The organism is Caulobacter sp. GW821-FHT10A10 (assembly GCF_059415745.1).
Genome location: NZ_JBWKNV010000004.1, coordinates 123,595 through 149,821, shown reverse-complemented (window position 1 = coordinate 149,821; position 26,227 = coordinate 123,595). Strand labels below are relative to the sequence as shown.

Below are 26,227 nucleotides of genomic sequence, written 5' to 3'. Positions count from 1 at the left end.
ATTCTGGCAAGTAACTGGCAAGCAGGGGCGCGTTAGGGAGGCGCCACAGGCACCGTCTTGGGGGGGCGTCCGTACCTGACTCATCAGAGAAGTTGCGAACGTCCGCATTCGGCGAGCGATGTTCGATCAAGCCGATGCTCCAGTAGTGTTGCATGAGGCCGCGAAGGTGACCGTCGGTTGGTCACGGGATCATCCTCCGTGGCTGACGATGACTCCTCGGCGACGCTGTTGGGTCGATCTGCGCCGGTGCGAATTATCTTTTGCCCGCGAGGGCCATGAGCCTCGCTAAAGTCGCGCCTGTGGCATGTGCGTTCCGGTTGCCGTGGATCGTCGTCACCTCATATAGTTGGGGAGTCGTCGCTCGGGGCGTGCAGGCGAGAAGAACAAGAGCATGAAGTTTGTCATCCTGCGCGTGCTCACCCACAGCGAGCTCGGCATGTTCCACGAATATCGCCGGCAAGGTAAGGAGGGCTCGAAGCAGCGCGCCATCAACTTCGACAGCGACGTCGTCGATCGCGTGTTCCCGACCGCGCTCGACAGTGATCGCATCCCCTTAAGCTTGGTCTACGACACCGACACGGGACCGCAGACCAAAGCCCATTGGCTGGCTCGCCAGGGTAAGAACTGGCGGCTCGAGGGCAACTGTCCCCAGGACCGGCTCTACGCCTTCGTGGAGAAGGGGTGTCTGTTCGCCATGGAGGTGGACGCGAGCCGGGCGGTGGCCACAGGCGCGTGGGTGGTCCTCCCCAAGGACGACCCCGCCACCCGTCTGGTGCTGGCCAACGGCGCGACTTCGCGCCTGACCACCGCCGGCATGATCGCCCTTCATGGAGAGGAGGGTGATCGCGTGCGCGAGGCCCTTGGTGAGCTGCGCCCCGACATGTTCACACCGCCGGACCACAAGACACCGATCACGGCCGCGCCCGCCGCGCCCGGTCCGGGCGGAAAGCACCTGCCGCCCAGGCCCCAGCGCCTTGCCGAGATCATCGGTGGCACGGGGCACACGCTCTCCAGCGCCGTGGCGGATATCGTCGACAACTCCATCGGCGCCGAGGCCACCGAGATCGACATCACGTTCTCCGAGCCCAACGGCGGCCACGGACGGTGGCTGAGCGTTGTCGACAACGGCTGGGGGATGACTGAGGCTGAGCTCGACGAGGCCATGACGCTCGGCAGCGAGGTCTCCTACGACGAGAACAGTCTGGGCAAGTTCGGCTACGGTTTGAAGGGCGCCTCCTGGTCCCAGGCCCGCGTGTTCACCGTCGTCTCGCGCAAGCGGGACGGGTTGATCTCCCATCTGACCTGGGACAAGAACAATCTGGGCGACTGGCTCGCCACCAACGAACCTCTAGAGGCATGGCAGGCCGACGCCACGCGTCTGAGCGAACAAGGCACCGCGGTTCTCTGGAAGGACATGAAACCGCCGATGACCGGTCCAGCCGTGCCCGGAACCTCCCCGTATTCCGCGGAGATCATCGACCTGGACAGGCACTTGTCGCTCGTCTTCCACCGGTTCCTCGAGGGCCGGGTCGTGGGACGTCGGAAGGTGACGATCCGCATCAATGGCAAGGCCGTGGAACCCAACAACCCCGTCGGGCATCGACTGGTCGATCCCTACGACACCAAGTCCATCCGTGTGCCGACGACCACCACTGACGAGATCGTCACTGTCCAGCCGTTCGTGATGCCGTCCGAGGACGAGATCCGCCAGCATCACCGGCAGCAAGGGCCCGAGGCGGTCAACGACGCCCTGGCGCGCACCGGTCTCTATGGCAAGCGCAATGAGTCCCAGGGTCTCTTCGTTTATCGCAACGACCGCCTCATCAAATGGGGCGGGTGGCATCAGATGTGGTCGACCAACGACGAGAAGACCAAGCTGGCGCGCGTCGTCGTCTCGTTCGGTAGCAAGCTCGACACGCTGTTCGACATCAACATCACCAAGCGGTCCGTCAACCTGCCGTCGTTTCTGCAGGAGGAGATCAAGAAGCTGGCGGCTCCCGCGCGCAAGGCCAGCCAAGCCAAGTACAGCCGCAAGAACGTTCCAGCCCCCGCGCCGCCGTCAGGTCCCTCGGTCAAGCAACCGCCTGGACCCGCAGCGCCGCAAGACGGTGCGAGCGCACCCTCGGCCACCGATGGGAGCGTTGGGGAGGGGAGCGCGCCGATCTGGGCGCCGTTCCCGTCACCATCGCCCGTTCCGGTCGCCGGACATGTCGGTACTGCGTCGCCGCCCAGTTCGTCGCCACCGAGGCCCGCGGTGACGCTCAAGCCAGTCACCACCTCGCTCTTCGCCTGGAAGAACGCGCAGAATCTCACGGGCGGTCGCGATCTGCAGATCAGTGGCCAGCTGCCGGAGCTCCAGGCCCTGGCCGGACGTGTGGCCGGTGATCCCGAGGGGGTGGCCGATCTGGCGGCTTTCCTCGCCCTGCTCGACGCGCGGGGTCTGCAGGAGCACCTCTTACGCGGCGACGAAGAGGGCTGATGTCCCAGCTTCGCATCCTGGCCACTCGCCCCTCGGCGCCGGTCTGGACCGATCGGCTCGGGGAGGGGGACTGGCTCGCCTGGAGGCGTCTGGAACGCCGGCTGCAGGACGGTGGTCGCTGGAAGTCCGAGCAGATCGCCTCTCTCGCCGCGGAGTCGCTGCGTGTCACACGTCATCTACGCGACCCGATGACAAACGCGCCCTTCAGCGGGCGTGGCCTCGTGGTAGGCTACGTCCAGAGCGGCAAGACGGCCAACTACACCGCCGTGGCGGCGCGCGCCGTCGATGCCGGCTATCGTCTCGTCATCGTCCTTTCGGGGATCCACGACGCCCTGCGCAACCAGACCCAGACTCGCTTGGAACGCGAACTGGTCGGTCTGGAGCCTGGAGGAGACCCCGCGGCGTTGGGGTGGACGCTTCTGACCAGCACCGATGAGGACTTCAAGGGCGGGGACGCCGGAGCCCTGGCCGGGCCGGGCACTTTCCTGATGGTGATCAAGAAGAACACCCACGTCCTGCGTAAGCTCAACGCCTTTCTCGCTCAGGGCGAGCCTTGGCTCGAGGGCATGGCCGCGCTGGTCATCGACGACGAGGCCGACCAAGCCTCGATCAACACCCGCGGAAACCGCCCTGCCGATCCCAGCTTGGACGAAGGCGTGGCCGAGGACGGCGCGTCTGCGCCGTCTCCGACTAACAGGCTGATGCGCGAAGCGCTGAGGTTGCTACCCCGCGCGAGCTACGTCGCCTACACCGCCACCCCGTTCGCCAACGTCTTCATCGATCCCCAGGCTCTGGACCGGGAGGTCGGCGAGGACCTGTTCCCACGGGACTTCGCCCTCCAGCTGCCGCGTCCCGAAGGCTACACAGGCACCGAGGAGCTGTTCGGCGTCTCGGCGCAGGGGCGCGACGTGCTCAGACCCGTCGCGGACGAGGACGTGGGCCTGTTGAAGTCCACCCGCGCCAGGAGGAGCGCCGGCCTCACGGTCGGGCCGGCCCTGGCACTGATCCCGGACTCCCTCTCCGACGCCTTTCTGACGTTCTGTCTGGCCGGGGCGATCCGCGAGCTGCGCGGAGACCTCTCCGGTCAGTCCCACACCATGCTTGTGCACGTCAGCTCGCGCACGAGCGACCAAGCCAAAATCGCGGGCGCCTTGTTGGAGCAGCGCGACGTCTGGCGCGAGGCGCTGCGCCACGGCCAGGACCTTGGCGATCTCTTCAGCGACATCCTTCGGAGACATCTGGCCGGCGTGGACCTTCCCGCCGACGAGCCCGTCGTGATCGCCCGCGCCGAAGGAGTTCTCGCCGAACTCGACGTCATCGAGCTCAATAGCGTGGCCGGCGAGGACCTCGATTATGGTCGCCGCGTGGCCCGCCACTTGGTCGCTGTCGGAGGCAACCGGCTCTCGCGGGGACTGACGCTGGAAGGGCTGACGGTCTCCTACTTCCTACGCACCACCAACATGGCCGACACGCTCCTGCAGATGGCGCGCTGGTACGGCTTCCGGACCGGCTACGAGGACCTCATCAGGATCTGGACGACCGACGGCATCGCCCACTGGTTCACGGAGCTGGCCCTGGTCGAGCAGTCGTTGCGCGACGCGCTGCGGGCCCTGGCCCGCGCAGGCCGCCGGCCCGACGAGATGGCGATCCGGCTCAGGGCGCACAGCAGCCTGCTGTTGACGGCGCGAAACAAGGCCGGCCAATCCACCGAGGTGCGTGAGTCCTGGTCGGGCGAGCACCCGCAGACGGTGATCCTGCCCCTCGGCGACAGCGGTCGCATGGCCGCCAACCGGTTGCTGACCGAACGCTTCGTCCTGGGGCTGGGACGCGCCCGTCAGGTGTCCGGCGGCTGGCTCGTGCAAGACGTGCCGCCTGAGATCGTCTGCGACTACCTACGCCTCTACCGCACCCATGATGACGTCGTCGTGTTCCGTGGTGACGCGATAGCGGACTGGATCATGGAACGTGTCGCCGCCGGCGAGCTCCTCACCTGGTCGGTGTTCGTCGCCGGCTCCCGGGAGGGCGCGCAGACTAGCGTCGGCGGTCTCGCCACCGGGGTCGTCAGCCGCAGCAGAACGAGCTCGGAAAGCATCGGCATCCTGATCGATCCCCGTCACGAGGGCGTCGACCTCCCCGGCGGGGCCGAGGCGTTCCGTCGCAAGAACGGCAACTACGACGCCGAGGCCATGCGCGCGGCGCGCGCGGCCACGCAGGGCCTGTTGATCGTCTATCCGCTCGATCCAGGGCCGCTCGGGGTCAGCGGTCAGGACGCGGTCGTCGCGCTGGCGCTCAGCCTTCCGCGCACGGCCGACGACGCGCGCAGCAGCATCGTCAACCGCGGGGTCGCCGGTGGTTGACGAACCCACGTCCGAGATCTGGGCCGAGCTGCGCGCCGCAAGGCCCGTGGTCGACGGAGAGTTCGTCACCCGGCCGGTCCAGGTAGATGGCGTCGAGACTGCGCTGCTGCTCGGCATGGACCCCGATGGCGATCTCCATCTCCTCTTTCCCCTCGAGAGCGGGCCTTCCGGGCAGGAGATCCCCGACCTAAACGGACTGCGGGTCCGTCATCGCGTCACCGCGATGGGTGATCTCCTGGACGTCACGGCCACCGCGCCGCACGAGCGCGTGTTCACTCCCGTTTGCAGGGACCTCGTCCAGGCCCTGCACGTCGAGGGGCGCGAGCCCTGGTCGGCGGTTGCTTCCATCATCCGCCAGTGGCAGTCCGCCTGGAAACCGACCCGGCTGCAGATGAGCCGCGCCGTGCAGGTGGGTCTTGTGGGCGAACTGATCGTGCTGTTGCGCGTGCTCCTTCCGGCTCTAGGCCCGGACGCCGTCCTGCGGTGGAGCGGGCCGGAGAGCGAGCGCCATGACTTCGTCGTCGAGCGCGTGCACATTGAGGTCAAGACTACGCGGGCCAGTCGTCACGAACACGAGATCTCACGCCTGGACCAGCTCTGGCCGTCTGCCGGCGGGCGTCTGTTCCTGGTCTCCGTGCAGCTCGAGCAGACGATCGGCGGAGCCGTAACGCTGGCCACGCTGATCGACGAGGTGATCGATTCCATCCGACACGATCCGGGTGCCGTCGACGACTTTCTGATCAAGCTCTCCCGTCTGGACTGGTCGGACGAGATGCGGCGTTCGGGCGAGCTAGTGAGGTTCGAGCTGCGAGAGGCCTCGCTGCACGAGGTGGATGACCACTTCCCGCGACTGCCCGAGACCTTCCGTCCTCCGAACGGTGTGATCGCCGTGCGCTACACGGTCAGTCTCGCCAACCTGCCGGCCGTCGGCCTCGACGAGATCATCGAGGCGGTCAAGGACGCCGCCGCGTCCTAGCGCGGTGCCGCGACGAGCGGCGCAGCGACGGCGGCCGCCTCGAGATCCTCCCGGATCACCTGGGCGAGCGCGAATGACATCAACGGTGGGACCGCGTTGCCGATCTGCCGGAACGCCGGGTTCATGGTGCCGCTGAAGGCGAAGCCGTCGGGGAACGACTGCAGTCGCGCGGCTTCTCGCACCGAGATCGTGCGAGCCTGCGCCGCGTCGTAGTGGATGTGCGAATAGGTGTCCTTGCCCAGGTGGGCCATCAGCGTGCGGACCGGGAAGTCCGGCCGCAGCTTCCACCAGCGATTGGGGAACTTGGTCACGTCGTACGGTGGCACGATCCGCGCCTTGAACGCCTCGTATTCCGGCGTGTCGGTCGACAGGCCCCGTTCGCGCGCCATGCGCTCGGCCACCTTTACGGCGGTGGCGTGGGCCTCAGGATACTCCGCACCGGGCCGCATCTCGGCGAAGGTATGGTGATCGCGGGGAAGGGCGCGGATCACGTGGTCCCATACGCCGTCCGGGGATGAGAAGCCCTTCCAGGTCCGCATCGTGGCCGCGTAGCCCGAAGGCGCCACGTCCGACTTGTATTCCGACAGTTCGTTGAACCGGCGTGTGCCACGCGACACCGAGCGGCCGTCTATCGTCGGCAGGTCGCCCAGCGCCTCGCTCGCCGTTACCGGTTGGGGCAGGCCGTCGTGTCCGAGATCCGGAGGCGCGTAGCCGGCCGCGCCCAGACGGTCGACATAGCGCAGAGCTACGGCCCGTGTGCCCTGGTAGCCGGGCGGCAGCTGGAAGTGATGGGTGGCGGCGGGGAACCTGACGGTACGATCGAGTTCCTTGCGGTAGGCGATCAGATAGACCCGGTCGCGCATCTGCGGCACGCCGTGGAAGGCCGAGTTGATCAGCGAGTAGCGCGCCGTGTAGCCGAGCGCGTCGAGCGCCTCGACGATCTCCTCGGCGATGTTGTGGTGGCCGTAGTGCAGGATGTCCGGGACGTTCTCGATGAGCAATGCAAGCGGTCGGAAGGCCCGCACGTAGGCGAGATAGCGCAGATAAAGGTTGCCGCGCGGATCGACCTTGAAGGCTTCGGGATGGGCGGCGACCTCCCGGAGCTTGGCGCGACCGACCCGTGCATAGGCCTGACAGGGCGGTCCGCCGACCAGGACGTCGATAGCGTTCGGAACAGGGCCCAGACCGAGTTCTGCGACGAGATCGGCCGGCTCCATCCGGGTCATGTCGCGTGGACGAGCGTGAGCCTCGAACGCCTCGTCGGACAGGTGGCCGTGAAAGTTGGTCGCATGCGTCAAGGCCGCGAGCGGATCGATCTCGAGCGCGCCCTCGATGCTGAACCCGGCGCGGTGGAACCCCAGACTGATACCGCCGGCACCGGCGAACAGGTCCAACACGCGCGGTGCCGCGCCGGCGCGCAGGCGCTCGAGCTTGGCCGCCAGGATGGTATCGTCGGTGCTGAAGTTCGACATTGCGTTCATGGGTCTTCGACTCTCCGTCCTCCGACGGTTTGTGGCGACTCGGCGGCTCTCTGCGAATGACTACCACACACGGAGAGGGAGGGGGCTCCCCCTACGCGCGGGGCGGGCGACAGGCTGCCGCGGCCGGTCGTGTCACGGTACGGTCGCCTGCGATTGCGTCTCGCATCAGTCTACACCTAACAGTTGCGTCAAGCGACAGAGAGACGTTGAAATGGGCCCCTCGAGTCGGGGGACGCGCCATGATGCTTTTCGACCGTCGGCGAACGCCCTCGCCGGCCTTTCTTCGTGGTTCCGAGGCCCGGGCGGCCCGCGTCGCGTTCCAGGCGTGGCTCGCCGTTGCTCCTGAGATCCGCGCACAGACCCCGTCCCCCGCCGGCGGCCTGTCACTGGCGAGGCCCGACGTCGAGGGGGCGCTGTCCCGCCTGTTCCATGGCAAGTGCGCGTTCTGCGAGGCGATGGATACAACCCGACCGCACCGTTTCCGGCCTCCCACCGAAGCCTCCCCGGTCCTCGGCCGCGGTGAAAGCCACCTGTACTACGGATGGCTGGCCGAGGCGTGGGAGAACGTTCTGCCGGTCTGCGAAGCCTGTTACCCCCGCGATCCCACCCGCTTTCCGGTGCGCGGCTCTCGGGCCAACGTGCCGGACGAACGGACGATGTCGGCCTACATTGAGCGAGGGGGCGGCTCGTGGGGTCTGGCGATCGAAGAGGAGCCACTGTTGCTCGATCCCTGCGGGGACAGAGATCCTGCGGTGCATATCCAGTTCCGCATGGATGGCGGCGTCGCCGGCCACACGATGTCCGGCGACGAGACTATCAGGCAGTTCCGTCTGGCTCGCAAGGATCTGAGGGGGCGACGTCGCGGCGCCTTCCAGGCCTAAAGCGCCGATCTGCTGCGCAAGCTCGACGAGCCCGACGCCGACCTGGAGATGCTGTCGTTCGAGACCATCGAGTTCGGCGGGGCGTGGTCCAATCTCCTGCGGCAGATCCTGGCCCCCATAGGTGGCGATCACGCAGACCCGGACAGGCTGCGCCGCTTCGTGATGGAGCTGCGGCAGACTCCGGGCGCCAGGACGCGCCTGCTCCAACTGATCCGCGAAGTGCAGGCCGCGCAGAAGGCCACCAAGGAAGTCGACGGGGCTGAGGGGCGTCGGGCGGCGTCGCAAGCGCGACGCGAGCGCCGCACGACAGCCGACGAGCGGTTGCTGGTGAGTTTCCGACTGTATCGCTTCAAGGGGGTGGAGGAGCTCTTTATCGAGATGCCTCGAGGTGTGCCTCCCGCAGCCATAGAGGGCGAGAGCGACGGCTGGCTCCCGGTGAAGCCGTCGCTGCTGGTCCTGGGCGAGAACGCGGTGGGCAAGAGCTCCGTCCTTGAGGCCCTGGCGCTGGGCTTTGCCGAGCGCCCCATGATCGACGATCTCACGCGCCGTTTCGGGGTCGATCCCCGAGGGCTCGTGATGGATCCAGTCCAGGTCGCCGACGGACCTCGTCGCGTGGTCCGCGAGGCGCAGATCGAGTTGAACTTCGACGACGGGGATACTCGTATCGTCACCGTGGGCCGGGAAGGCTTCAAGACCTACGGACGCGAGGACCTGCCGCCGGTCTTCGCCTACGGCGCGTTCCGACAGTTTCTGGTCGGGCAGGGCGAATGGACGCGAGCCAGCCCCGTCGCCACTCTGTTCCAGACCGATCATCTCCTGCCCGACCCGGAGGCTTGGCGGGTCAGCCTTCGCGCGGACCGCTTCAACCTGGTCATCCGAGCGCTCCACGACATCCTCAGCTATCATGGTCCGTTTGACGTCGTGCAGAGGCGCGGCGGGCGGGTCTTCGTCGTGACCAGCGAGCCCGGACCCGATGGCGAGGAGGTGGCGCGTCGCACGCCGCTGTCCGTGGTCTCCTCAGGGTTTCGTTCGGTCCTCGCCATGGTCTGCGACGTGATGCGGGGTCTCATGGACGACGAGGTCTTCGACACTTTCACCAACGCCAGAGCCATCGTGTTGATCGACGAGGTCGAGGCCCATCTGCATCCGCGCTGGAAGATCCGGATCATGAGAGGGCTCAGGAGAGCGCTGCCTCAGGTCACCTTCATCGTCACCACTCACGATCCGCTCTGTCTGCGCGGGATGGAGAGGGGCGAGGTGGTGGCGCTGCGCCGCGGAGCCGATCCGACGGTCTCGCAGCTTGGACTGCCGGCGTATGTCGAAGCTCTGACGGACCTGCCTTCCCTGGACTATCTCACCGTCGAGCAACTGCTGACGTCGGACCTGTTCAGTCTCCATTCGACCGACCGGCCCATCGCCGAGTTCAACTTCGCCCGGATCGGAAGGCTGCTGAGTGGGGCGGGAGACCCTCCGGCGGAGGCGGCACGCTCGATCGCCTGGTTCCAGCGGGAGATCGCCGAGGCGCTGCCGGTTGGCAGCTCCGAGGTACAGCGGCTCAGGGGGAAGCCGTGGCCGACTATCTTCGTGAGCGGCGGGTGGTGCGTGCAGAGCGGCTCAAGGAGCTGCGCCAGGGGACACGCGCTCGGATCGTCGAGGCGCTGAAGCGAGTGGCGGGATGATCAAGGCCGCACGCACCCAGCCGCCACCCTCGGCGCTGTCGGCCATGGACAAGAATGGCCTGACCGAGCTCGGGCGCGCGAGTGCCCACTACGCGACCGCTCCGCCGCCCAAGGTCGCCTACAAGTTCAAGGTCTACAAGCACGACGACGTCCGGCGACGTCTCGAGGCGATGTTCCATGGCAAATGTGCTTACTGTGAGAGCCACTACCGCTCCACCGCACCGATTGACGTCGAACACCACCGCCCCAAGGCGAGTCCAGAGGGGGATCCCGCCCATCCTGGCTACTGGTGGCTGGCCGCAGACTGGGACAACCTGCTGCCTAGCTGTATCCACTGCAACCGCCGCAGCTACCAGCGGATCGTCGGCGTGCGCGACAGCCTCGCCGCACAGGACGAGTCCGCGCTTCAGACGGCGCTCTGTGGCAAGGAGAGCGCGTTCCCGGTGGACAAAGTGCGCGCGACGCAGGCGGCGCCCGACTTGGCGGCGGAGGAGGCTCTCTTGCTGGACCCTTGTCGCGACGAGCCGGATGAGCATCTCATCTTCATGACCGGGCAGGGCGGACCGATCTCGTTGGTCGTGCCGGCCGGGATCGTCGATGAGGTGGGTGTGGTGCGACCCAGCCGACGTGGCGCGGCGTCGATCCAGGTCTACGGCCTCAACAGGCTGGGCTTAGTGCAGGAACGCACGCGGGTGCTGCGGCGCCTGGAGTTCCTGTCGGACCTAGTGCTCGAGCTGGAGGCTCTGTTGGGGGACATCGCCGCAGGCGACCCTGAGCTGGCTAAGCGTGTGACACCACGCCTGGACCTCCTGATCGACGCGATCCTACAGGAGATGAGTGCGATGGGCCGGCCCTCCGAACCTTTCTCGGCGATGGCGCGCCACTGGCTGGACAATTTCGTGAACAGCGCGGCTGTGGCGTGAACACGCAGCCCATGACGGCCTCGTCGGCCCCGCGAGACCACTCGAGCTTGGCGCTCACGGGGGGCTAAGTCTCCTGCTGCGAGCCGCGCGAATGGCCCGGGCCTCGTCCCGACTGCCGTCGCTCGCGGTCGTGCCGGTAGTGCTCGGCCAGAAGAGCCAACCGCTCGAGCACGATCTCGGGTTTCCTCGTCTCGCACTCCCAGATGACGACGGTGCGCCAGCCTCGCGCCTTGAGGGCGGCAGCCTTGGCGGCGTCCCGCTCGACGTTGCGAGCGAACTTCCCTTGCCAGAAGTCGGCGTTCGAGCGCGGAGTAGTGGCGAAGCGGCACCCCTCGTGGCGGTGCCAGAAGCACCCGTGGACGAAGAGCGCGGTCTTCGCGCCGAGGAACGCCAGATCAGGCCGGCCGGGGAGGGTTCGCGGCGCGATGCGATAGCGTAGCCCAAGCAATGTAGCCGCCTTGCGGACCCTCAGCTCCGGTTTGGTGCCGGTCTGCGGGATCGCGGCCATGACGGCGGACCGCTTTTCTGGCGAGAACACGTCCATGCTTCCAATCTAGGGATCGCGGACACCCGCGTCGACACAGCTGCGCGCTCGCGCCGCACGCAGGTCCGACGGTGTCGGTCCGACGCCAGCCAGCCTTTCCACGCCAGCTCGCTCTCAGTCGAGGAATTAGCATGGGCGCTCGGCAGCTCGACGTCGCGGCCTCTGACGCGCTGAATGTTAGGTAGCTGATGCATCAACGGCAGCTAATGGCGCTTGTCCGCCATTCAGAACGCCCTGCTGGCGACGCCCTGAAAATCTGATCGATGGTGAGCGTAGTGGCGCTCGAGCGTGATGGCGCTCATGCCGAGGTACGAAGCCGCCAGCCAGATGTCGACATTGGCCTCCATGAGCAGGGTGGCGACCGTGTGGCGTAGCCAGTGGGGTGTGACGGCCTCTGGCAGCCCCGCATCGGCGGCGCAGGCCGAAAAGCCCTTCCTCACGCCGACGATGCCTTGATCGCCGCGGTGGATCACCTTGTCGACGTCCTCGCCGTACAGTGCGACGTCGCGCCTATGCCAGCGCTGCATGTGGGCCAAGAGCCGTACGGGCAGTTTCGCTGGTGGGCGTGACTTGTTGGCGAAGTCCTGCTCGGCGGTTCCTCGCCGATAGATGAGACCTCTGGAGAGGTCGACCCAGGCGCAGGTCGTGCTCCTGTTCCAACTCAGACCTGTGATCACCGAGGTCCGAGAGCCCGTGTAGAGGGCGATGAGCAAGAAGCGGCGCAGATGGGCGCGGTTGACGATGGCTGAGGCGCCCAGGCGTGTCCAGCGACCGTCTGGCTCGCATCGCCAGCCCATGGTCGCCTTCAGTAGGGCTGCGACCTCGGTGCGGCTCAAGGCGTTTCGACGGGTTTCCGCCTTGGGCGGCAACCAGACCAACGGGCGATAGAGGAGCCTGTCTTCAGCGTCCCAGTATCTGGTCGGACACGTGCCGCGTGGTCCGGCGTCCGCCGATGAGCGCCGTTTCCTGCGTCCGGTCGGCGACATAGGCCTTGCAGGTCGAACGCCTGACTTGGTCCAAGGTGCGGTCGCCCCACCAGGCGCTGAGGTGGCTGATCCACCCGTCCATCGAGGCTTGGTCGGCCGCCAGTTCCGGTGCGCGTTCGGCGGCGTACAGCGAGAGAACCTCACGCACCAAGATGCGGGTCGGATCTTGGCGCCGGTCTGGATCGGCCGGCGGCAGGGCCAGCTTGGCGGCGACATGGCTGGCCAGCTCCCGTTCAGCCTGCTTTTGCTGATCAGGCCCGCAACCAGTGCTGATTTCCGAGCGTCCATCCCGAATGACGTAGCAGGGCGTCGCCCGTCGATGTTTGGCGGCTGAGCGGAGGTAGAGGCGTGGGCCTTTGGTCGGACGAGGCATGGCGGAACTCGCAAGTAAAGCCGGCGTGCGCTGGCGTGTAGGCGATGTTCAACCTAGGTGAGGAGCGGTAGGTGCCATAGATGCCCAAGGCGGGGCGGAAACTCCGGGAATTAGAAAGAAGCTACGGACCCCGGCTGCGGTGAGAAACGCAAGAGGTGTGGTTCTTCTGAGAGGGAGAACGCCTCGGGCGTGCCGATCTGACCTCAGCTTTGAAAACCCAGTACTCGCAAGTCTTCAGTCTGCGGCTGGCAGGTTTGAAACTGGGGCTTCTGGGGAGATTTGCGCAACGCTTAGCTCGCTGCTGGCGAGTTAAGTGTCTGATATTTAAGGGAAAAATGGTGGATGCTGCAGGGATTGAACCTGCGACCCCCTCGGTGTGAACGAGGTGCTCTCCCGCTGAGCTAAGCATCCGCCGGGTGGGCCGGGCCTTCCGAAGAAGTCCCCGCCGCGAGAGGAAGGGGGCTATAGACCGCTCTTTTCCGCGCCGCAAGAGCCCAAAAGCGAGATTGCGGCCTCAGGGACCTCGGAAAAGCGATCTATCAACAGATCTCCGCCGAGGGACTCGACCGGGGCCTCGGTGTAGCCGAACGAGACCAGCAGGGCCGGCACGTTGGCGGCCTTGGCGCTCAGGACGTCGTTGATGCTGTCGCCGACCATGACCGCGCGGGCCGGATCGCCGCCCACGGCGGCGATGGCCGCCAGCACGTGGCGCGGGTCGGGCTTGGGCGCGGGGGCGTCGTCGGCGCCGACCACGGCGTCGAAGAATCGGGTCAGGTCGACGGCGTCCAGCAGGGCCACCGACAGGTGGGTCAGCTTGTTGGTGCAGACCACCAGGCGCGCGCCGGCGGCCTTCAGGTCGGCGAGCACCTCGACCACGCCCTCGAACGGCGCGCTCTCGTGGGCGATGCGGCCCAGATAGATGGCGATGAAGCGCTCGACCAGCCGGGGGGCGCGTTCGGCGTCCAGCGGCGCGCCGGCGGCGGCGAAACCGCGTTCCAGCAGCGCCTTGGCCCCGCGTCCGACCATCTTGCGCACGTCGTCGAAGGGCAGGGCGGGCAGGCCCTCCTCGGCGAGGATGGTGTTCAGCGCGCCCACAAGGTCCGGCGCGGTGTCGACCAGGGTGCCGTCGAGGTCGAAGGCGATCGTCGTATCTTTGAGGGCGTGCGGAAGAGACATGCTCTGGCCTTTCGGCTAAAGGCGCGGCTAATGCAACTTTGGTTCGCTTCGGAGTCGCTCTGGTCATGACTACGACCGCCCCCTCTCGCCCCCGCGCCGCCGTGATCCTGGCCGCCGGCCAGGGCACGCGGATGAAGTCGCCGACGCCTAAGGTGCTGCACAAGGTCGGCGGTCGGCCGATGCTCGATCACGCCATCGACGCGGCGCAGGCCCTGGGCTGCGAGCGCATCGTGGTGGTGGTCGGCGCCCACAGCCCGCAGGTCGGCGAGCATGCTCGCAAGCGCCTGGGTCCGAACGCCACCGTTGTGCAGGATCCGCCGCTGGGCACCGGCCACGCCGTGCTGGCCGCCAAGGACGCCCTGGCCGACTTCGACGGCGACGTGGTCGTCACCTATGCCGATTGCCCGCTGCTGAACGCCCCGGTGATCGCGCCGCTGTTCGACCTGCGCGCCGCCGGGACCGACGTCGCCGTGCTGGGCTTCGAGGCCGCCGACCCCGGCGCCTACGGCCGCCTGGTGCTGGCGCCCGGCCACGTGCTGCTGCGCATCGTCGAGGCCAAGGACGCCGAGCCGGCCGTCCTGGCCCTCAAGCACTGCAATTCCGGCGTCCTGGCCGCCGACCGCGCCCAGCTGTTCGACCTGCTGGCCGCTGTCGGCAACGACAACGCCAAGGGCGAGTACTATCTGACCGACATCGTCGGCATCGCCCACGACCGCAAGCTGGCGACCCGCGCGGCCTTCGCGCCCGAGGCCGCCGTGCAGGGCGTCAATTCCCAGGCCGAGCTGGCCGCCGCCGAAGCCGTCTGGCAGGCCGGCCGCCGCGCCGTGCTGATGGCCGAAGGCGTGACCATGCCCGCGCCCGAGACCGTCCACCTGTCGTGGGACACCACGATCGCCGCCGGCGTCACGGTCGAGCAGTTCGTGGTGTTCGGCGCCGGCGTCAGCGTCGCTTCGGGTGCGGTGATCAAGGCCTTCAGCCATCTGGAAGGCGCGTCGGTCGGGGAGGGGGCGCTGATCGGCCCCTACGCCCGCCTGCGTCCGGGCGCCGAGATCGGCGCCGAGGCGCACATCGGCAACTTCGTCGAGGTCAAGAAGGTCAAGGTCGGGGCCGGCGCAAAGGCCAACCACCTGACCTATCTGGGCGACGGCTCGGTCGGCCCGAAGGCCAACATCGGGGCCGGCACGATCTTCTGTAACTACGACGGCTTCGAGAAGTTCGAGACCCATGTCGGCGCCGGCGCCTTCATCGGCTCCAACTCGGCCCTGGTCGCTCCCGTGCGGATCGGCGACGGGGCCATGACCGGCTCGGGCTCGGTGATCACCGCCGACGTTCCCGCCGGCGACCTGGCGCTGAGCCGCGCCCCGCAAGCCAACAAGACCGGGTGGGCGGCCAAGTTCCGCGCCCTCAAGCAGGCGAAGAAGGACAAGAAGGCATGAGCGCCGACGACCAGAAGAGAATTTCGGGCGAAGCGGCCGCGCAGCTCGTCGAATCCGGCATGGTCGTGGGCCTGGGCACCGGCTCGACCGCCGCCTGGTTCGTGAAGGCCCTGGCCGCCCGCAAGCTCGACATCCGCGGCGTGCCGACCTCGGAAGCCACCGCCAGCCTTGCCCGCGAACTCGGCATCACCCTGGTGGCGCTGGACGACGTCAAGACGATCGACCTGACCGTCGACGGCGCCGACGAGATCGGCCCGGGCCTGTCCCTGATCAAGGGCGGCGGCGCGGCCCTGCTGCGCGAGAAGCTGGTCTGGGAAGCCTCCAGCCGCTGTGTCGTCATCGCCGACGCCGCCAAGCACGTGAAGGTGCTGGGCAAGTTCCCGCTGCCGATCGAGGTGGTGCGCTTCGGCCATCCCCATACCGGCTATCGCCTGGCCGACATCGCGGCCGAGTTCGACCTGCCGCCGCCGCGCCTGCGCATGGCCGACCGCGGCGTCGTCGCCACCGACGGCGGCAATGTGATCTACGACATGGCCTCGGGCGCGATCCCCGACCCGGCGGCCCTGGCGGCGGCGCTGAAGACCGTCACCGGCGTCGTTGACCACGGCCTGTTCCTCGACCTCGCTGACGAGGCCCTGATCGGGACGGACGATGGGGTGGTCAAGCTTCTGCCTTGATCCCATATCCCGATCCCGCTGTTTCCAGTTCGCTTTGATCCGGAGCCGATGATGGCTGAGTACGACTTCGACCTCTTCGTCATCGGCGCCGGCTCGGGCGGCGTACGCGCCGCGCGGCTGGCGGCCCTGTCGGGCGCCAAGGTGGCCGTGGCCGAGGAATATCGGGTCGGCGGCACCTGTGTGGTGCGCGGCTGCGTGCCCAAGAAGTTCATGGTCTACGCCAGCGAGGTCTCCAGCCAGCTGAAGACCGCCAAGGGCTACGGCTGGACGATCGGGCAGGCCAGCTTCGACTGGAAGACCTTCCTGCACGACAAGGACGTCGAGATCGCGCGGTTGTCGGGCATCTACGTCACCAACCTGCGCAAGGCCGGCGCCCATCTGCTGCACGGCAAGGCCCGCATCCTCGACGCCCACACCGTCGAGGTGCTGCCCAAGGAAGGCTCCGAAGGCGACGCCGGCCGCTACACCGCCAAGCGGATCCTGGTGGCCACGGGCGGTCGTCCGGTGCGCCCCGACTTCGAGGGCGCCGAGCATGGCGTCACCTCGGACGAGGCCTTTCACCTGCCGACCCTGCCCAAGCGGGTTCTGGTGGTCGGCGGCGGCTACATCGCCGTCGAGTTCGCCGGCATCTATGCCGGCCTCGGCGTCGAGACCACGCTCTGCTACCGCGGCTCCAACATCCTGCGCGGCTTCGACGACGACGTCCGCGCCCATCTCGCCGACGAGATGGAGAAGCGCGGCGTCAAGGTGGTGCTGGGCTGCTCGCACAAGTCGATCGAGAAGACCGACACGGGCCTCGTCAGCACCTTCAACAACAACCTTACCTTCGAGAGCGACGTCGTCCTCTTCGCCACCGGCCGCGACCCATACGTCGAGGGGCTGGGCCTGGAGAACGCCGGGGTGAAGCTGAACGACAAGGGCGCGATCGCCGTCGATGCGCACTCCAAGACCAATGTCGACAGCATCTGGGCCGTCGGCGACGTCACCGACCGCATCAACCTGACGCCGGTGGCTATCCGTGAGGGCGCGGCCTTCGCCCAGACCGAGTTCTACGGCAATCCCACCACATTCGATCACGACCTGGTCGCTTCGGCCGTGTTCTCGCAGCCGCCGATCGGCGCGGTCGGCATGAGCGAGGCCGAGGCTCGCCACGCCTTCGGCAAGGTCGACATCTACCGCGCCGTGTTCCGGCCGATGAAGCTGACCTTCTATGGCGGCCAGGAGCGCTGCCTGATGAAGCTGGTCGTCCGCCAGGACAACGAACAGGTCGTCGGCGTGCACGTGGTCGGTCCCGACGCGCCCGAGATCATCCAGATGGCCGCCATCGCGGTGAAGATGGGCGTGACCAAGCCGCAGTGGGACAGCACCTGCGCGGTCCACCCGACCCTGGCCGAGGAACTGGTGACCATGCGCGAGAAGTACGTTCCGGCCGAGGTGGGCGGCGTATGAACCAGACGGCCGTGACCGAGAAGCCGACGCCGTGGCTGGGCGGCGTCATGATCTTCCTCTTCGTGATGACGCCGCTGCTGGGCTATCTCGCCCAGCTTGGTTTCGCGCCCCTGCTGTCCCTTGTCGGGCTGCTGGCCTTGCCGGTGATCGGCCGCCCGCGCGCACCGATCGCGCCGGCGCTGATCCTGCTGCTGCTGGCCCTGTGGGGCGTGTGGAGCATGGCCTGGAGCCCGGCCGCGCCGCCGCCCGGCTCGCTGAAGGCCTATGACGACATCGAGAAACTGACGGCGGCCAAGCTGGTCCTGCAACTCCTGCTGTACGGCGCCGCGGTCGCCGCGGCGTTCCGCCTGTCGGCCCGTGCGGCCGACCGGGCCACGACGGTCATGGGGTTCGGTGTCTTGGCCCTGGCGGTCGTCGTCGGCCTGGACGCCATGGCCGGCGCCTCGATCTTCCAGCAATTTCGTGAGCTGACCGGCGATCCGGTGCGGCCCGACATAGCCAAGGTGAAGATCAGCATCGGCTGCTACGTGCTGGCGGTGATGTTCTGGCCGGCCGCAGCCGCGCTGGCGCGGCGGAGCAAGGCGGGGGCCGTGCTGCCGCTGTTGGCCGGGACGATCATCACCTCGGTCCTGTCGAGCGCCGACTCCTGTCTGGTCGCGCTCGCGGCCGGACTGCTGGCCTGGGTGCTGATCAAGTTCGGCGGCAAGATCGGCGGCCGGGTGCTGACCGTAATCGTGGCCTTGCCGTTCATCGTCGCGCCCATCGCCGTGCTCTGGGCCATCCAGAGCGGCTTCTGGGCCTGGCTGCACGCCCTGGTGCCGCCGTCCTGGGACGCGCGTCTGAACATCTGGGCCTTCGCGGCCGACCACGTGCAGGCCCATCCGTTCCGGGGCTGGGGTCTGGACGCCAGCCGCACCTTCGGCGACGCGATCCCGCTGCACACCCACAACGCCCAGCTTCAGCTGTGGCTCGAGCTCGGCGCGATCGGCGCGGCCCTGGCCGGCGCCTTCTTCTGCTGGCTGGCCTATGGCGTGGCCCGCACGGCCGAGACCGACCGCGGCGCGGCGGCCACGGCGGGCGCGGCCCTGGTCAGCTACCTGGTCATCGGCGCGCTCAGCTTCGGGGTCTGGCAGGAGTGGTGGATCGCCGTCGGCGCCCTGGCGATCATCGCCTGTGTCGCCCTGCGTCGTTCGAGCAGCGAATACAGCGACGGGTTGGTTGAAATTTCCCCGCTGGGCTAAAATATACAGCTTCGCCGCACGATTTTTGCTTTTACCCTCGGGGTGCGCTATCAGCGCTCCCCTTTAGAACGTTCGAGAACATCATGACCGCCCGGTGGACCCCCGCGACCTGGAGAGCCAAACCCGCCAAGCACGTGCCGACGGATTATCCGGACGCCGGCGCTGTCGAGCGGGTCGAGCAGACCCTCCGTCAGATGCCGCCGCTGGTCTTCGCCGGCGAGGCGCGCCGTCTGAAGAGCCTGCTGGGCGACGTGGCCGAAGGCCGGGCCTTCCTGCTGCAGGGCGGCGACTGCGCCGAGAGCTTCAAGGAATTCCACGCCGACAATATCCGCGACACCTTCCGCCTGATCCTGCAGATGGCGGTGGTGCTGACCTTCGCCGGCGGCAAGCCGGTGGTGAAGGTGGGCCGCATCGCCGGCCAGTTCGCCAAGCCGCGCTCCGAGCCGATCGAGACCATCGGCGAGACGACCCTGCCGTCCTATCGTGGCGACATCATCAACGGCATGGACTTCAACGAGGCCGAGCGCGTTCCCGACCCGGACCGTCTGCTGAAGGCCTACGGCCAGTCGGCCGCGACGCTCAACCTGCTGCGCGCCTTCGCCAGCGGCGGTTATGCCGACCTCTACAACATCCACCGCTGGACCCTGGGCTTCGTCGGCGACAGTCCGCAGGGCGCGCGCTACCGCGAACTGTCGGAGAAGATTTCCGAGGCCCTGACCTTCATGTCGGCCGTCGGCGTCACGCCCGACACCCAGCCGGACCTGAAGCGCGTGGAGTTCTTCACCAGCCACGAGGCCCTGCTGCTGGGCTTCGAGGAAGCCATGACTCGCGTCGATAGCACCTCGGGCGACTGGTACGACACCAGCGCCCACCTGCTGTGGATTGGCGAGCGCACTCGCCAGCTGGACGGCGCCCACATCGAGTTCATGCGCGGCGTGAAGAACCCGATCGGCCTGAAGTGCGGTCCGACCATGGAGGGCGACGACCTCCTGCGGCTGATCGACGTGCTGAACCCCAACAACGAGCCGGGCCGTCTGACCCTCTACGGCCGCTTCGGCTCGGACAAGATCGCCGACCGCCTGCCGCGCCTGATGAAGGCCACCAAGGCCGACGGCCGCGCGGTGGTCTGGGCCACCGACCCGATGCACGGCAACACGCTGAAGGCCTCGACCGGCTACAAGACCCGTCCGTTCGACCGCATCCTCTCCGAGGTGAAGAGCTTCGTGGAAGTGGCCCATTCGGAAGGCGTCCACCCCGGCGGCGTGCACCTGGAGATGACCGGCCAGAACGTTACCGAATGCCTGGGCGGCGCCCGCGCCGTGTCGGAGACCGATCTCGCCGACCGCTACCACACCCACTGCGACCCGCGCCTGAACGGCGAGCAGGCCCTGGAGCTGGCGTTCCTGGTGGCCGAGAAGCTGAAGGCCGCCCGCGACGATCAGCGCAAGGCCGCCAACGGCTAAGCACAGTTCAAGCTGACCTTAAGGGAAAGCTCGAATCCGAGACCAAAGGGGCCGCGTGGATCAGTTCCACGTTGCCCTTTCAATAGTGCCCTTACGGCATGCGAGACGATTTCGCCCCTGCGAGCGATTGCGTTTCGCAGATGCACACGCAAGACCTTCCAACGACTTGACCGCTAGCCCGGCGCTCTCCAATGGTTGTTTGAAGGGAGTGAATATATGCGTCTGCAGGCCAAGTTGAAGCGGGAGTGGCGGTTCCTCAAGGGGCTGACTCGCACTCTGAAGCGCGTGAACTCGATAGCGCCGGACAGCGACAACCTGATCTGCGACGACCTCGAGGCCGCCGTCGACAAGTGGAAGTCGAGCCCCGCGATCACCTTCGAGGGCAAGACCATCACCTATGGCGAGCTCGACGCCATCGCCAACCGCTACGCCCATTGGGCGAAGGGGCAGGGGATCACCCGGGGCCAGACCGTGGCCCTCTTCATGCCCAACCGCATCGAGTACCTGGCGATCTGGTACGGCCTTTCGAAGGTCGGCGTCGCCACCGCTCTCATCAATAACCAACTGACGGGCGCCGCCCTGGCGCACTGCCTCAACATCTCCCAGGCGCTGCACTGCATCGTCGACCCGGAAACCTCGCCCTGCTTCGAGCAGGTGAAGGACCAGCTGGGCCGTCATATCCAGCAGTGGGTTTTGGGCCCCGTCCACGGCGACCAGCGCGACCTCGTCAACGCGCTCAAGAGCTGCAGCCAACTGCGCCCCGACCGCGAGACCGCTCGCGGCGGCCTGACCGCCAAGGACACCGCACTCTACATCTTCACCAGCGGCACCACCGGCCTGCCCAAGGCCGCGCGCATCACCCACATGCGCGCCCAACTCTACATGCGCGGCTTCGCCGGCTCGACGGACTCGCGGGCCAGCGACCGCATCTACGTCACCCTGCCGCTCTATCACGCGACCGGCGGCCTCTGCGCCATGGGCGCGGGCCTGCTGAACGGCGGCAGCATCGTGCTGCGCAAGAAGTTCTCGGCCACCCACTTCTGGAGCGACATCGTCGCCGAGAAGTGCACCATGTTCGTCTATATCGGCGAGCTGTGCCGTTACCTCGCCAACCAGCCCGAGAACGAGTACGAGCGCGCCCACAAGATCCGCCTGATCTTCGGCAACGGCCTGCGCCCCGACGTCTGGGACGACATGCTCGACCGCTTCAAGGTCGGCGGCGTGCTGGAGTTCTACGGCGCGACCGAAGGCAACGTCTCGCTGTTCAACTTCGACGGCCGTCGCGGCGCCATCGGCCGGGTGCCGGGCTATCTGCGCAAGAAGTTCAACATCCGCATCGTCAAGTTCGACGTCGAGACCGAGACCCCGGTGCGCGGCCCCAACGGCTGCTGCGTCGAGGTCAAGCCCGGCGAGATCGGCGAGTGCATCGGCCACATCGCCAGCGACGCCCGCTCCAACTTCACCGGCTACGCCGACAAGGCGGCCACCGAGAAGAAGGTGCTGCACGACGTCTTCGAAAAGGGCGACGCCTGGTTCCGTACCGGCGACCTGATGCGCCAGGACAGCGACGGCTACATCTACTTCGTCGACCGCATCGGCGACACCTTCCGCTGGAAGGGCGAGAACGTCGCCACCAGCGAGGTCTCCGAGCGCCTGGCCGGATTCCCGGGCGTCAAGGAGATCAACGTCTACGGCGTGCCCGTGGGCGACCTCGACGGCAAGGCCGGCATGGCCTCGCTGGTCGTCGGTCCCGAGTTCGAGATCGACAACCTGGCCGAATATGTCGACCGCGAGATGCCGGCCTACGCCCGTCCCGTGTTCGTGCGCCTGCAGCCCGAGATCGAGACCACCGGCACCTTCAAGTACCGCAAGATCGATCTGGTCCAGGAAGGCTTCGACCCGGCCAAGATCAAGGATCCGCTGTACTTCCGCGAGCCCGGCAAGGGCTATGTGAAGATCACCAAGGCGGTGCACACGAAGATCCTGGCCGGCGGGTTCAAGCTCTGAGCCTGTTGCTGGCGGCCTTCGCCGCCCTGACGCCCAAGGACCCCGCGCGCCGCCTGGCGCGCGGGGTTTCCTATGGGGCCAACCCGCGCCAGCGCCTCGACGTCTACGCCTCGTTGGGCGGGGCGAAGGACGCGCCGGTGCTGCTGTTCTTCTATGGCGGGGCCTGGAATTCGGGACGGCGGGCCGACTACGGCTGGGCCGCCCGGGCCCTGGCAGCCCAGGGCTTCCTGGTCGTCGTGCCCGACTACCGGCTGCACCCCGAGGTGCGCTATCCCTGCTTCCTGGAAGACGCGGCCCTGGCGACGCGCTGGGCGGCTGATCACGCCGAAGCCCTGGGCGGCGATCCGTCCCGGCTGCTGACGGCGGGGCATTCGGCCGGCGCCTATATCGCCGCCATGCTGGCCCTGGACGGCCGATACCTCCAGGCCGCCGGCGTCGATCCCGGCGCGGTTAAGGCCTTCGCGGGCCTTTCCGGACCCTACGCCTTCTTGCCGCTGGACGGGGCGATCTCGACCCGCACCTTCGGCCATGTCGAAGACCTGCCGGCCACCCAGCCGATCAGCTTCGTCCGCGCCGACGCCCCGGCCGCCTTCCTGGCCACCGGCGAGGCCGACACCACCGTCCGGCCGCGCAACACCCGCAAGCTGGCCAAGGCTCTGCGCGAGGCCGGCGCCGTCGTGGAAGAGCAGGTCTATCCCGGCCTTGACCACGCCGCTCCGCTGTTGGCCCTGTCGCGGCCGCTGCGGAACAGGGCGCCGGTGCTGGCGGAAATTGCGGCGTTCCTGAAGGCCGCGGCGGCTTGATCGGCGGTAGCCATCCACCGCGCCGTGCTGCGCTGCGATTGAACGGGAGCCCCTTCCTGTCTATATGGCCGTGACTGAACGCGGGTCATGTGTGTGGCGACCTCGCGAAATCCCAGTGACTCAAAGAGATAAGAAGGGGCGTCGCGATGCTTCTGACCATGATGAAGGCCAAGCTGCACCGCGCCACGGTGACCCAGGCCGACCTCGACTACGAAGGCTCGATCGCCATCGACCGCGACCTGCTGGACGCCTCGGGCATCCTGCCGAACGAACAGGTCGACGTGCTCAACATCACCACCGGCGCGCGTTTCACCACCTACGCCATCGAGGCCCCGCGCGGCTCGAAGGTGATCGGCGTCAACGGCGCCGCCGCCCGCCTGGTGCAGAAGAACGACACCGTCATCGTCGTCACCTACTGCCAGATGCCGGCCGAGGAGGCGCGCAACTACGCCCCGACCGTCGTGCTGCTCGACGAAGGCAACCTGATCAAGAAGGCCGCCTGATGCGGTCCGGCGCCGTCCTGGTTCTCCTGGCCGGCGCCATCGCGCTGGCCGGCTGCGCTCCCAAGCTGCCCAAGGGCGTCGACGAGGACGCCCTGACCCAGTACGTCGGCCGCGCCATCGGCTCGGCCTCGACCTGCGTGCTGGTCGCCGACGCCAAGGGCAAGACCGTCTGGACCGGCGGCGGCTACGTCACCTGCGCCCGCAACCTGCCGACCTGCGAAGGCAAGGTGACGACGGCGCAAGAGGTGTTGAAGGCCAATCTGTCGGGCGAGGCCCGCTTCCTTAGCTGTGACAGCGCCGGCGCCAACACCGTCGGCTGGGCCATGGGCCCGGTCCCGGCCGGCAAGGGCCGCCAGCCCTCCGGCCTGCGCTATCTCGCCGTCATGGAGGGCGAGCGCGCCCTGCCGGGCATCGAGATCCAGGACCGCGTCGAGCGGGCCTTCGTCCGCGCCGGGTTCTAAACCGGCGCGGACTTCGCATTCGCTTACTGGCGCGCCTCGTAGGTCGCGCTGACCTCGATCCGCACCTTCAGTTCGCCGCCCGAGATCGCCGTCGAGTCGGCCATCTCGCGCTTGGCCATGGCGAACATCGGCACGGGCTGCGGGGAGGGGGTGTAGCCGCCGGCCTCGTTCAGACTGACTAGGCGCACCACCTTGTAGCCGGTGGCCCGGGCGTAGAGGTCGGACTTGGCCTTCAGGGCCTCCACCGCCTTCATGCGCGCGGCGTCCTCGGCCTTCTGCGGGTCCTGCAGGCCAAAGCTGATCCCGCCCACCGTGTTGGCCCCGGCCGAGGCGGCCGCGTCGACCGTCTGGCCGAGCTTGGAAAGGTCGCGCGCCAGGATCGTCACCTGGTTGCTGGCCTGGTAGCCGGTCAGGCGCGGCGGTTGGTTCTGCTCGTAGACGTACTGCGGATTGACGTTGAGGTTCGAGGTCTGGATGTCGCGCTCGGCGACGCCCGCCTTCTTCAGCGCCGCGAGCACCTTGTTCATCGCCGTCCCGTTGGCCGACAGGGCCGCCTGGGCGCTGGCGCCTTCGGTCTGCACGCCCAGGGTGATGGTCGCCATGTCCGGCGCGATCACCGTCTCGCCCGTGGCCGACAGGTTGAAGGTGGTGGCGCGGAACGCCGCGTCATTGACGCTCTGGGCGCTCGCAGGCAGGGCCGACAGGGCCAAAGCAGCGGCGCCGAAAGAGGCGATCGCCAGGGCGGTCGTGCGGGTGCGGGTCATGCTCGTTCTCCAGCGAAGGGCAGGACGCCACAGTGCGTCGCCCCTCGGTTGGTTCCCGTGTCGCAAACTCAACCTGAACCGCACCTTTAAGCCGCGTGCAGCCCATGCTAATCGACCCGTCCTCGCCCGCGCCGACTCTACTGTTCCGCGCGGTCCCTGGGGGCCTGTAGCTCAATGGTTAGAGCCGACCGCTCATAACGGTCTGGTTGGGGGTTCGAGTCCCTCCAGGCCTACCAATTTCCTCAGCTGTGGCTGCCCAGGTACTTCCGCACCTCCTCGGCCGACACGCCGGCGTGCTCCACGGCCGTGTGCAGTTGTTCCTCGCTGACGCCCAGGGTCTCGGTCCAGTAGCGGACGGTGCGGGTCTCGGCGAGGTCGATGGCGTCGTCGCGCGGGTCGGAGAAATCCGGCTTGCGAGCGAGAGGGATGGTGCGGGTCGGATCGGCGTCGGGCATGGCGGGCCTCCTATGGTCTAGGAAGCCGCAGCGGAGCCGGACGTTCCCGTCGCCCCTGCGGCCGCCGCCTCGCCTCCGGGGGCGGGGAGGGGACGAGGCGGCGGTCGGGCGGCCGTCTTGGGGGGAGAGGCGAGGCCGCGAGAGGTGGTCGGCGCCGCGGTGAAGGGCCCGACCAACGCCGTCATGTTGCCGCTCGAGCTGCGCCCAGGATTGGAGATCGTCTCCGGCTTTTGTCGAAAGCTGGCGCATCCGGCGTCGGGAAAGGCCGAGACCCTGGTTTTTCCCTCGTCTTCGGGGTGCGACATGTTGCCTCTGCGCCGAGTCCGGACTTTGCGGAAAAGAGCGAAATTCCGTTGCCATGGCTCAGCTTGTGTAACGACGGTCGGAAATCGACGTTTTCCTTACTGACTCAATCTTTCCGGGTCCCGAAAGTGGACTGACCGCCACTTTCGATAGAGGGATGTATCGAAATTCCCCGCTCAGGCGAGTGAACCTGTGTGGCAGGCCGTCGCGGCCCACCCCTAATACACGTTAATCACTCGGCAAGGGCGAGCGCAGCAAGTCTTACGCGAGTGAAAACCTGTTCGAATTTCCAGAAGGGGCGGCCGGACATGAAAAAAATAGCGACTTCAGTTTTCGTCATTGGAACCCTGGCGGTCATGGCGATGTCTGGTTCGGCGACGGCTGCGACGGCGTCGAGTTCCTTTCAGGTCAACTTGACCATCCAGGGCGAATGCAAGGTGCAGTCGGCCTCTAACCTGAGTTTCGGGTCGCGCGGCGTCATCGACGCCAATATCGACACTACGAGCACCATCGGCGTGCAGTGCACGAACTCGACGCCTTATACCGTCGCCCTGAGCGCCGGGGCGGGGACGGGGGCCACCGTGGCCGCGCGCAAGATGACCAGCGCCGCCAACGACACGGTCAGCTACGCCCTCTACCGCGACGCGAGCCGCACCCAGATCTGGGGCGTCACCCAGAACGTCGACACCCAGGCCGGCACCGGCAACGGCGCCGTGCAGTCGTACACCGCCTATGGCCGCGTCGCGGCTCAGTCCACCCCGGCCGAGGGCGCCTACAGCGACCTCGTCGCGGTGACGATCACCTACTGAC

General features: G+C 67.5%; 23 protein-coding genes and 2 tRNA genes. 17 read left to right on the top strand and 8 right to left on the bottom strand.

Going from position 1 to position 26,227, the window contains the following annotated elements; translation table 11 throughout:
* Positions 1 to 391 precede the first annotated feature (391 nt).
* Genes AC07NS_RS12870 through AC07NS_RS12860 form a run of 3 tightly spaced genes read left to right on the top strand, consistent with a single transcriptional unit; the run spans position 392 to position 5,812 of the window.
* Positions 392 to 2,479: an ATP-binding protein gene (locus AC07NS_RS12870; RefSeq protein ID WP_494603734.1), complete on the top strand. Its 2,088-nt coding sequence runs from the start codon at positions 392 to 394 to the stop codon at positions 2,477 to 2,479.
* The gene (locus AC07NS_RS12865; protein WP_494603732.1) at positions 2,479 to 4,836 is read left to right on the top strand and encodes a Z1 domain-containing protein; all 2,358 of its coding nucleotides are present in this window, start codon (positions 2,479 to 2,481) and stop codon (positions 4,834 to 4,836) included. The genes AC07NS_RS12870 and AC07NS_RS12865 overlap by 1 nt, the downstream gene beginning before the upstream one ends.
* Entirely contained in the window at positions 4,829 to 5,812 is a 984-nt protein-coding gene (locus tag AC07NS_RS12860) for a PD-(D/E)XK motif protein (RefSeq protein ID WP_494603730.1), read from the top strand. Before AC07NS_RS12865 ends, AC07NS_RS12860 begins: the two co-directional genes overlap by 8 nt.
* Here the strand turns inward: AC07NS_RS12860 and AC07NS_RS12855 are convergent.
* The gene (locus tag AC07NS_RS12855; protein WP_494603728.1) at positions 5,809 to 7,293 is read right to left on the bottom strand and encodes a DNA cytosine methyltransferase; all 1,485 of its coding nucleotides are present in this window, start codon (positions 7,291 to 7,293) and stop codon (positions 5,809 to 5,811) included. The genes AC07NS_RS12860 and AC07NS_RS12855 overlap by 4 nt on opposite strands.
* 239 nt (positions 7,294 to 7,532) lie before the next feature.
* Between AC07NS_RS12855 and AC07NS_RS12850 the strand changes: the two genes are divergently transcribed.
* From AC07NS_RS12850 to AC07NS_RS12840, 3 genes are read left to right on the top strand one after another with little or no spacing between them, the layout of a single operon-like run.
* Entirely contained in the window at positions 7,533 to 8,174 is a 642-nt protein-coding gene (locus tag AC07NS_RS12850; RefSeq protein WP_494603726.1) for a hypothetical protein, read from the top strand.
* A gap of 48 nt (positions 8,175 to 8,222) precedes the next feature.
* A complete protein-coding gene (locus AC07NS_RS12845) occupies positions 8,223 to 9,836 on the top strand; it encodes an AAA family ATPase (protein WP_494603724.1) in 1,614 nt (537 codons plus the stop codon).
* Between the two features lie 13 nt (positions 9,837 to 9,849).
* Positions 9,850 to 10,776 (top strand): HNH endonuclease family protein, encoded by a 927-nt coding sequence (locus AC07NS_RS12840; protein WP_494603722.1) that lies wholly within the window; start codon positions 9,850 to 9,852, stop codon positions 10,774 to 10,776.
* A 64-nt stretch (positions 10,777 to 10,840) separates the two neighbouring features.
* Here the strand turns inward: AC07NS_RS12840 and AC07NS_RS12835 are convergent, their stop codons facing one another.
* The 5 genes from AC07NS_RS12835 to gph form a co-directional block, all read right to left on the bottom strand.
* Positions 10,841 to 11,320: a very short patch repair endonuclease gene (locus tag AC07NS_RS12835; RefSeq protein ID WP_494603720.1), complete on the bottom strand. Its 480-nt coding sequence runs from the start codon at positions 11,318 to 11,320 to the stop codon at positions 10,841 to 10,843.
* A 224-nt stretch (positions 11,321 to 11,544) separates the two neighbouring features.
* Entirely contained in the window at positions 11,545 to 12,156 is a 612-nt protein-coding gene (locus AC07NS_RS12830; RefSeq protein ID WP_494603718.1) for a tyrosine-type recombinase/integrase, read from the bottom strand.
* A 64-nt stretch (positions 12,157 to 12,220) separates the two neighbouring features.
* Entirely contained in the window at positions 12,221 to 12,679 is a 459-nt protein-coding gene (locus tag AC07NS_RS12825) for a hypothetical protein (RefSeq protein ID WP_494603716.1), read from the bottom strand.
* A 336-nt stretch (positions 12,680 to 13,015) separates the two neighbouring features.
* Positions 13,016 to 13,090: transfer RNA gene (locus AC07NS_RS12820), tRNA-Val, on the bottom strand.
* A 51-nt stretch (positions 13,091 to 13,141) separates the two neighbouring features.
* Positions 13,142 to 13,855 carry a phosphoglycolate phosphatase gene (gph, locus tag AC07NS_RS12815; protein WP_494603714.1) on the bottom strand — a complete coding sequence of 238 codons (714 nt, stop codon included), beginning with the start codon at positions 13,853 to 13,855 and terminating at the stop codon, positions 13,142 to 13,144.
* 65 nt (positions 13,856 to 13,920) lie between these two features.
* On the opposite strand from gph, the gene glmU reads away from it, so the two are divergent.
* From glmU to AC07NS_RS12770, 9 genes are all read left to right on the top strand, one after another.
* A complete protein-coding gene (gene glmU / locus AC07NS_RS12810; RefSeq protein ID WP_494603712.1) occupies positions 13,921 to 15,291 on the top strand; it encodes a bifunctional UDP-N-acetylglucosamine diphosphorylase/glucosamine-1-phosphate N-acetyltransferase GlmU in 1,371 nt (456 codons plus the stop codon).
* Positions 15,288 to 15,968 (top strand): ribose-5-phosphate isomerase RpiA, encoded by a 681-nt coding sequence (gene rpiA / locus AC07NS_RS12805; protein ID WP_494603710.1) that lies wholly within the window; start codon positions 15,288 to 15,290, stop codon positions 15,966 to 15,968. Before glmU ends, rpiA begins: the two co-directional genes overlap by 4 nt.
* A 51-nt stretch (positions 15,969 to 16,019) precedes the next feature.
* Positions 16,020 to 17,417 carry a glutathione-disulfide reductase gene (gene gor / locus AC07NS_RS12800; RefSeq protein ID WP_494603708.1) on the top strand — a complete coding sequence of 466 codons (1,398 nt, stop codon included), beginning with the start codon at positions 16,020 to 16,022 and terminating at the stop codon, positions 17,415 to 17,417.
* Positions 17,414 to 18,658 carry an O-antigen ligase family protein gene (locus tag AC07NS_RS12795; RefSeq protein ID WP_494603706.1) on the top strand — a complete coding sequence of 415 codons (1,245 nt, stop codon included), beginning with the start codon at positions 17,414 to 17,416 and terminating at the stop codon, positions 18,656 to 18,658. Before gor ends, AC07NS_RS12795 begins: the two co-directional genes overlap by 4 nt.
* A gap of 83 nt (positions 18,659 to 18,741) precedes the next feature.
* Positions 18,742 to 20,121, top strand: a complete 1,380-nt coding sequence (locus AC07NS_RS12790) for a class II 3-deoxy-7-phosphoheptulonate synthase (protein ID WP_494603704.1) — start codon at positions 18,742 to 18,744, stop codon at positions 20,119 to 20,121.
* 216 nt (positions 20,122 to 20,337) lie between these two features.
* Positions 20,338 to 22,128 carry a long-chain-acyl-CoA synthetase gene (locus AC07NS_RS12785; RefSeq protein ID WP_494603702.1) on the top strand — a complete coding sequence of 597 codons (1,791 nt, stop codon included), beginning with the start codon at positions 20,338 to 20,340 and terminating at the stop codon, positions 22,126 to 22,128.
* A gap of 5 nt (positions 22,129 to 22,133) precedes the next feature.
* Entirely contained in the window at positions 22,134 to 22,931 is a 798-nt protein-coding gene (locus AC07NS_RS12780) for an alpha/beta hydrolase (RefSeq protein WP_494603700.1), read from the top strand.
* 146 nt (positions 22,932 to 23,077) lie between these two features.
* Positions 23,078 to 23,434: an aspartate 1-decarboxylase gene (gene panD, locus AC07NS_RS12775; RefSeq protein ID WP_110118544.1), complete on the top strand. Its 357-nt coding sequence runs from the start codon at positions 23,078 to 23,080 to the stop codon at positions 23,432 to 23,434.
* Entirely contained in the window at positions 23,434 to 23,895 is a 462-nt protein-coding gene (locus tag AC07NS_RS12770; RefSeq protein ID WP_494603699.1) for a hypothetical protein, read from the top strand. The genes panD and AC07NS_RS12770 overlap by 1 nt, the downstream gene beginning before the upstream one ends.
* Positions 23,896 to 23,918: 23 nt before the next feature.
* Here the strand turns inward: AC07NS_RS12770 and AC07NS_RS12765 are convergent, their stop codons facing one another.
* Complete coding sequence (locus AC07NS_RS12765; protein WP_494603697.1) at positions 23,919 to 24,659, bottom strand: SIMPL domain-containing protein; 741 nt, start codon at positions 24,657 to 24,659, stop codon at positions 23,919 to 23,921.
* A 160-nt stretch (positions 24,660 to 24,819) separates the two neighbouring features.
* Here AC07NS_RS12765 and AC07NS_RS12760 point away from each other — a divergent pair.
* Positions 24,820 to 24,895: transfer RNA gene (locus AC07NS_RS12760), tRNA-Ile, on the top strand.
* Positions 24,896 to 24,901: 6 nt separating this feature from the next.
* Here AC07NS_RS12760 and AC07NS_RS12755 read toward each other — a convergent pair.
* Positions 24,902 to 25,114, bottom strand: coding sequence for a DUF3606 domain-containing protein (locus tag AC07NS_RS12755; protein WP_494603695.1), 213 nt, complete (start codon positions 25,112 to 25,114; stop codon positions 24,902 to 24,904).
* A 611-nt stretch (positions 25,115 to 25,725) separates the two neighbouring features.
* Between AC07NS_RS12755 and AC07NS_RS12750 the strand changes: the two genes are divergently transcribed.
* Positions 25,726 to 26,226, top strand: a complete 501-nt coding sequence (locus tag AC07NS_RS12750; RefSeq protein ID WP_494603693.1) for a Csu type fimbrial protein — start codon at positions 25,726 to 25,728, stop codon at positions 26,224 to 26,226.
* The last annotated feature ends 1 nt before the right edge of the window (position 26,227 follow it).

Excerpts from the sequence above, each read along its gene's own strand:
- AC07NS_RS12870 (WP_494603734.1), top strand. The coding sequence starts at position 392 with ATGAAGTTTGTCATCCTGCGCGTGCTCACCCACAGCGAGCTCGGCATG.
- AC07NS_RS12865 (WP_494603732.1), top strand. The coding sequence starts at position 2,479 with ATGTCCCAGCTTCGCATCCTGGCCACTCGCCCCTCGGCGCCGGTCTGG.
- AC07NS_RS12855 (WP_494603728.1), bottom strand. The coding sequence starts at position 7,293 with ATGAACGCAATGTCGAACTTCAGCACCGACGATACCATCCTGGCGGCC.
- AC07NS_RS12850 (WP_494603726.1), top strand. The coding sequence starts at position 7,533 with ATGATGCTTTTCGACCGTCGGCGAACGCCCTCGCCGGCCTTTCTTCGT.
- AC07NS_RS12845 (WP_494603724.1), top strand. The coding sequence starts at position 8,223 with ATGCTGTCGTTCGAGACCATCGAGTTCGGCGGGGCGTGGTCCAATCTC.
- AC07NS_RS12840 (WP_494603722.1), top strand. The coding sequence starts at position 9,850 with ATGATCAAGGCCGCACGCACCCAGCCGCCACCCTCGGCGCTGTCGGCC.
- AC07NS_RS12835 (WP_494603720.1), bottom strand. The coding sequence starts at position 11,320 with ATGGACGTGTTCTCGCCAGAAAAGCGGTCCGCCGTCATGGCCGCGATC.
- AC07NS_RS12825 (WP_494603716.1), bottom strand. The coding sequence starts at position 12,679 with ATGCCTCGTCCGACCAAAGGCCCACGCCTCTACCTCCGCTCAGCCGCC.
- gph (WP_494603714.1), bottom strand. The coding sequence starts at position 13,855 with ATGTCTCTTCCGCACGCCCTCAAAGATACGACGATCGCCTTCGACCTC.
- glmU (WP_494603712.1), top strand. The coding sequence starts at position 13,921 with ATGACTACGACCGCCCCCTCTCGCCCCCGCGCCGCCGTGATCCTGGCC.
- rpiA (WP_494603710.1), top strand. The coding sequence starts at position 15,288 with ATGAGCGCCGACGACCAGAAGAGAATTTCGGGCGAAGCGGCCGCGCAG.
- gor (WP_494603708.1), top strand. The coding sequence starts at position 16,020 with ATGGCTGAGTACGACTTCGACCTCTTCGTCATCGGCGCCGGCTCGGGC.
- AC07NS_RS12795 (WP_494603706.1), top strand. The coding sequence starts at position 17,414 with ATGAACCAGACGGCCGTGACCGAGAAGCCGACGCCGTGGCTGGGCGGC.
- AC07NS_RS12790 (WP_494603704.1), top strand. The coding sequence starts at position 18,742 with ATGACCGCCCGGTGGACCCCCGCGACCTGGAGAGCCAAACCCGCCAAG.
- AC07NS_RS12785 (WP_494603702.1), top strand. The coding sequence starts at position 20,338 with ATGCGTCTGCAGGCCAAGTTGAAGCGGGAGTGGCGGTTCCTCAAGGGG.
- panD (WP_110118544.1), top strand. The coding sequence starts at position 23,078 with ATGCTTCTGACCATGATGAAGGCCAAGCTGCACCGCGCCACGGTGACC.
- AC07NS_RS12770 (WP_494603699.1), top strand. The coding sequence starts at position 23,434 with ATGCGGTCCGGCGCCGTCCTGGTTCTCCTGGCCGGCGCCATCGCGCTG.
- AC07NS_RS12765 (WP_494603697.1), bottom strand. The coding sequence starts at position 24,659 with ATGACCCGCACCCGCACGACCGCCCTGGCGATCGCCTCTTTCGGCGCC.
- AC07NS_RS12755 (WP_494603695.1), bottom strand. The coding sequence starts at position 25,114 with ATGCCCGACGCCGATCCGACCCGCACCATCCCTCTCGCTCGCAAGCCG.
- AC07NS_RS12750 (WP_494603693.1), top strand. The coding sequence starts at position 25,726 with ATGAAAAAAATAGCGACTTCAGTTTTCGTCATTGGAACCCTGGCGGTC.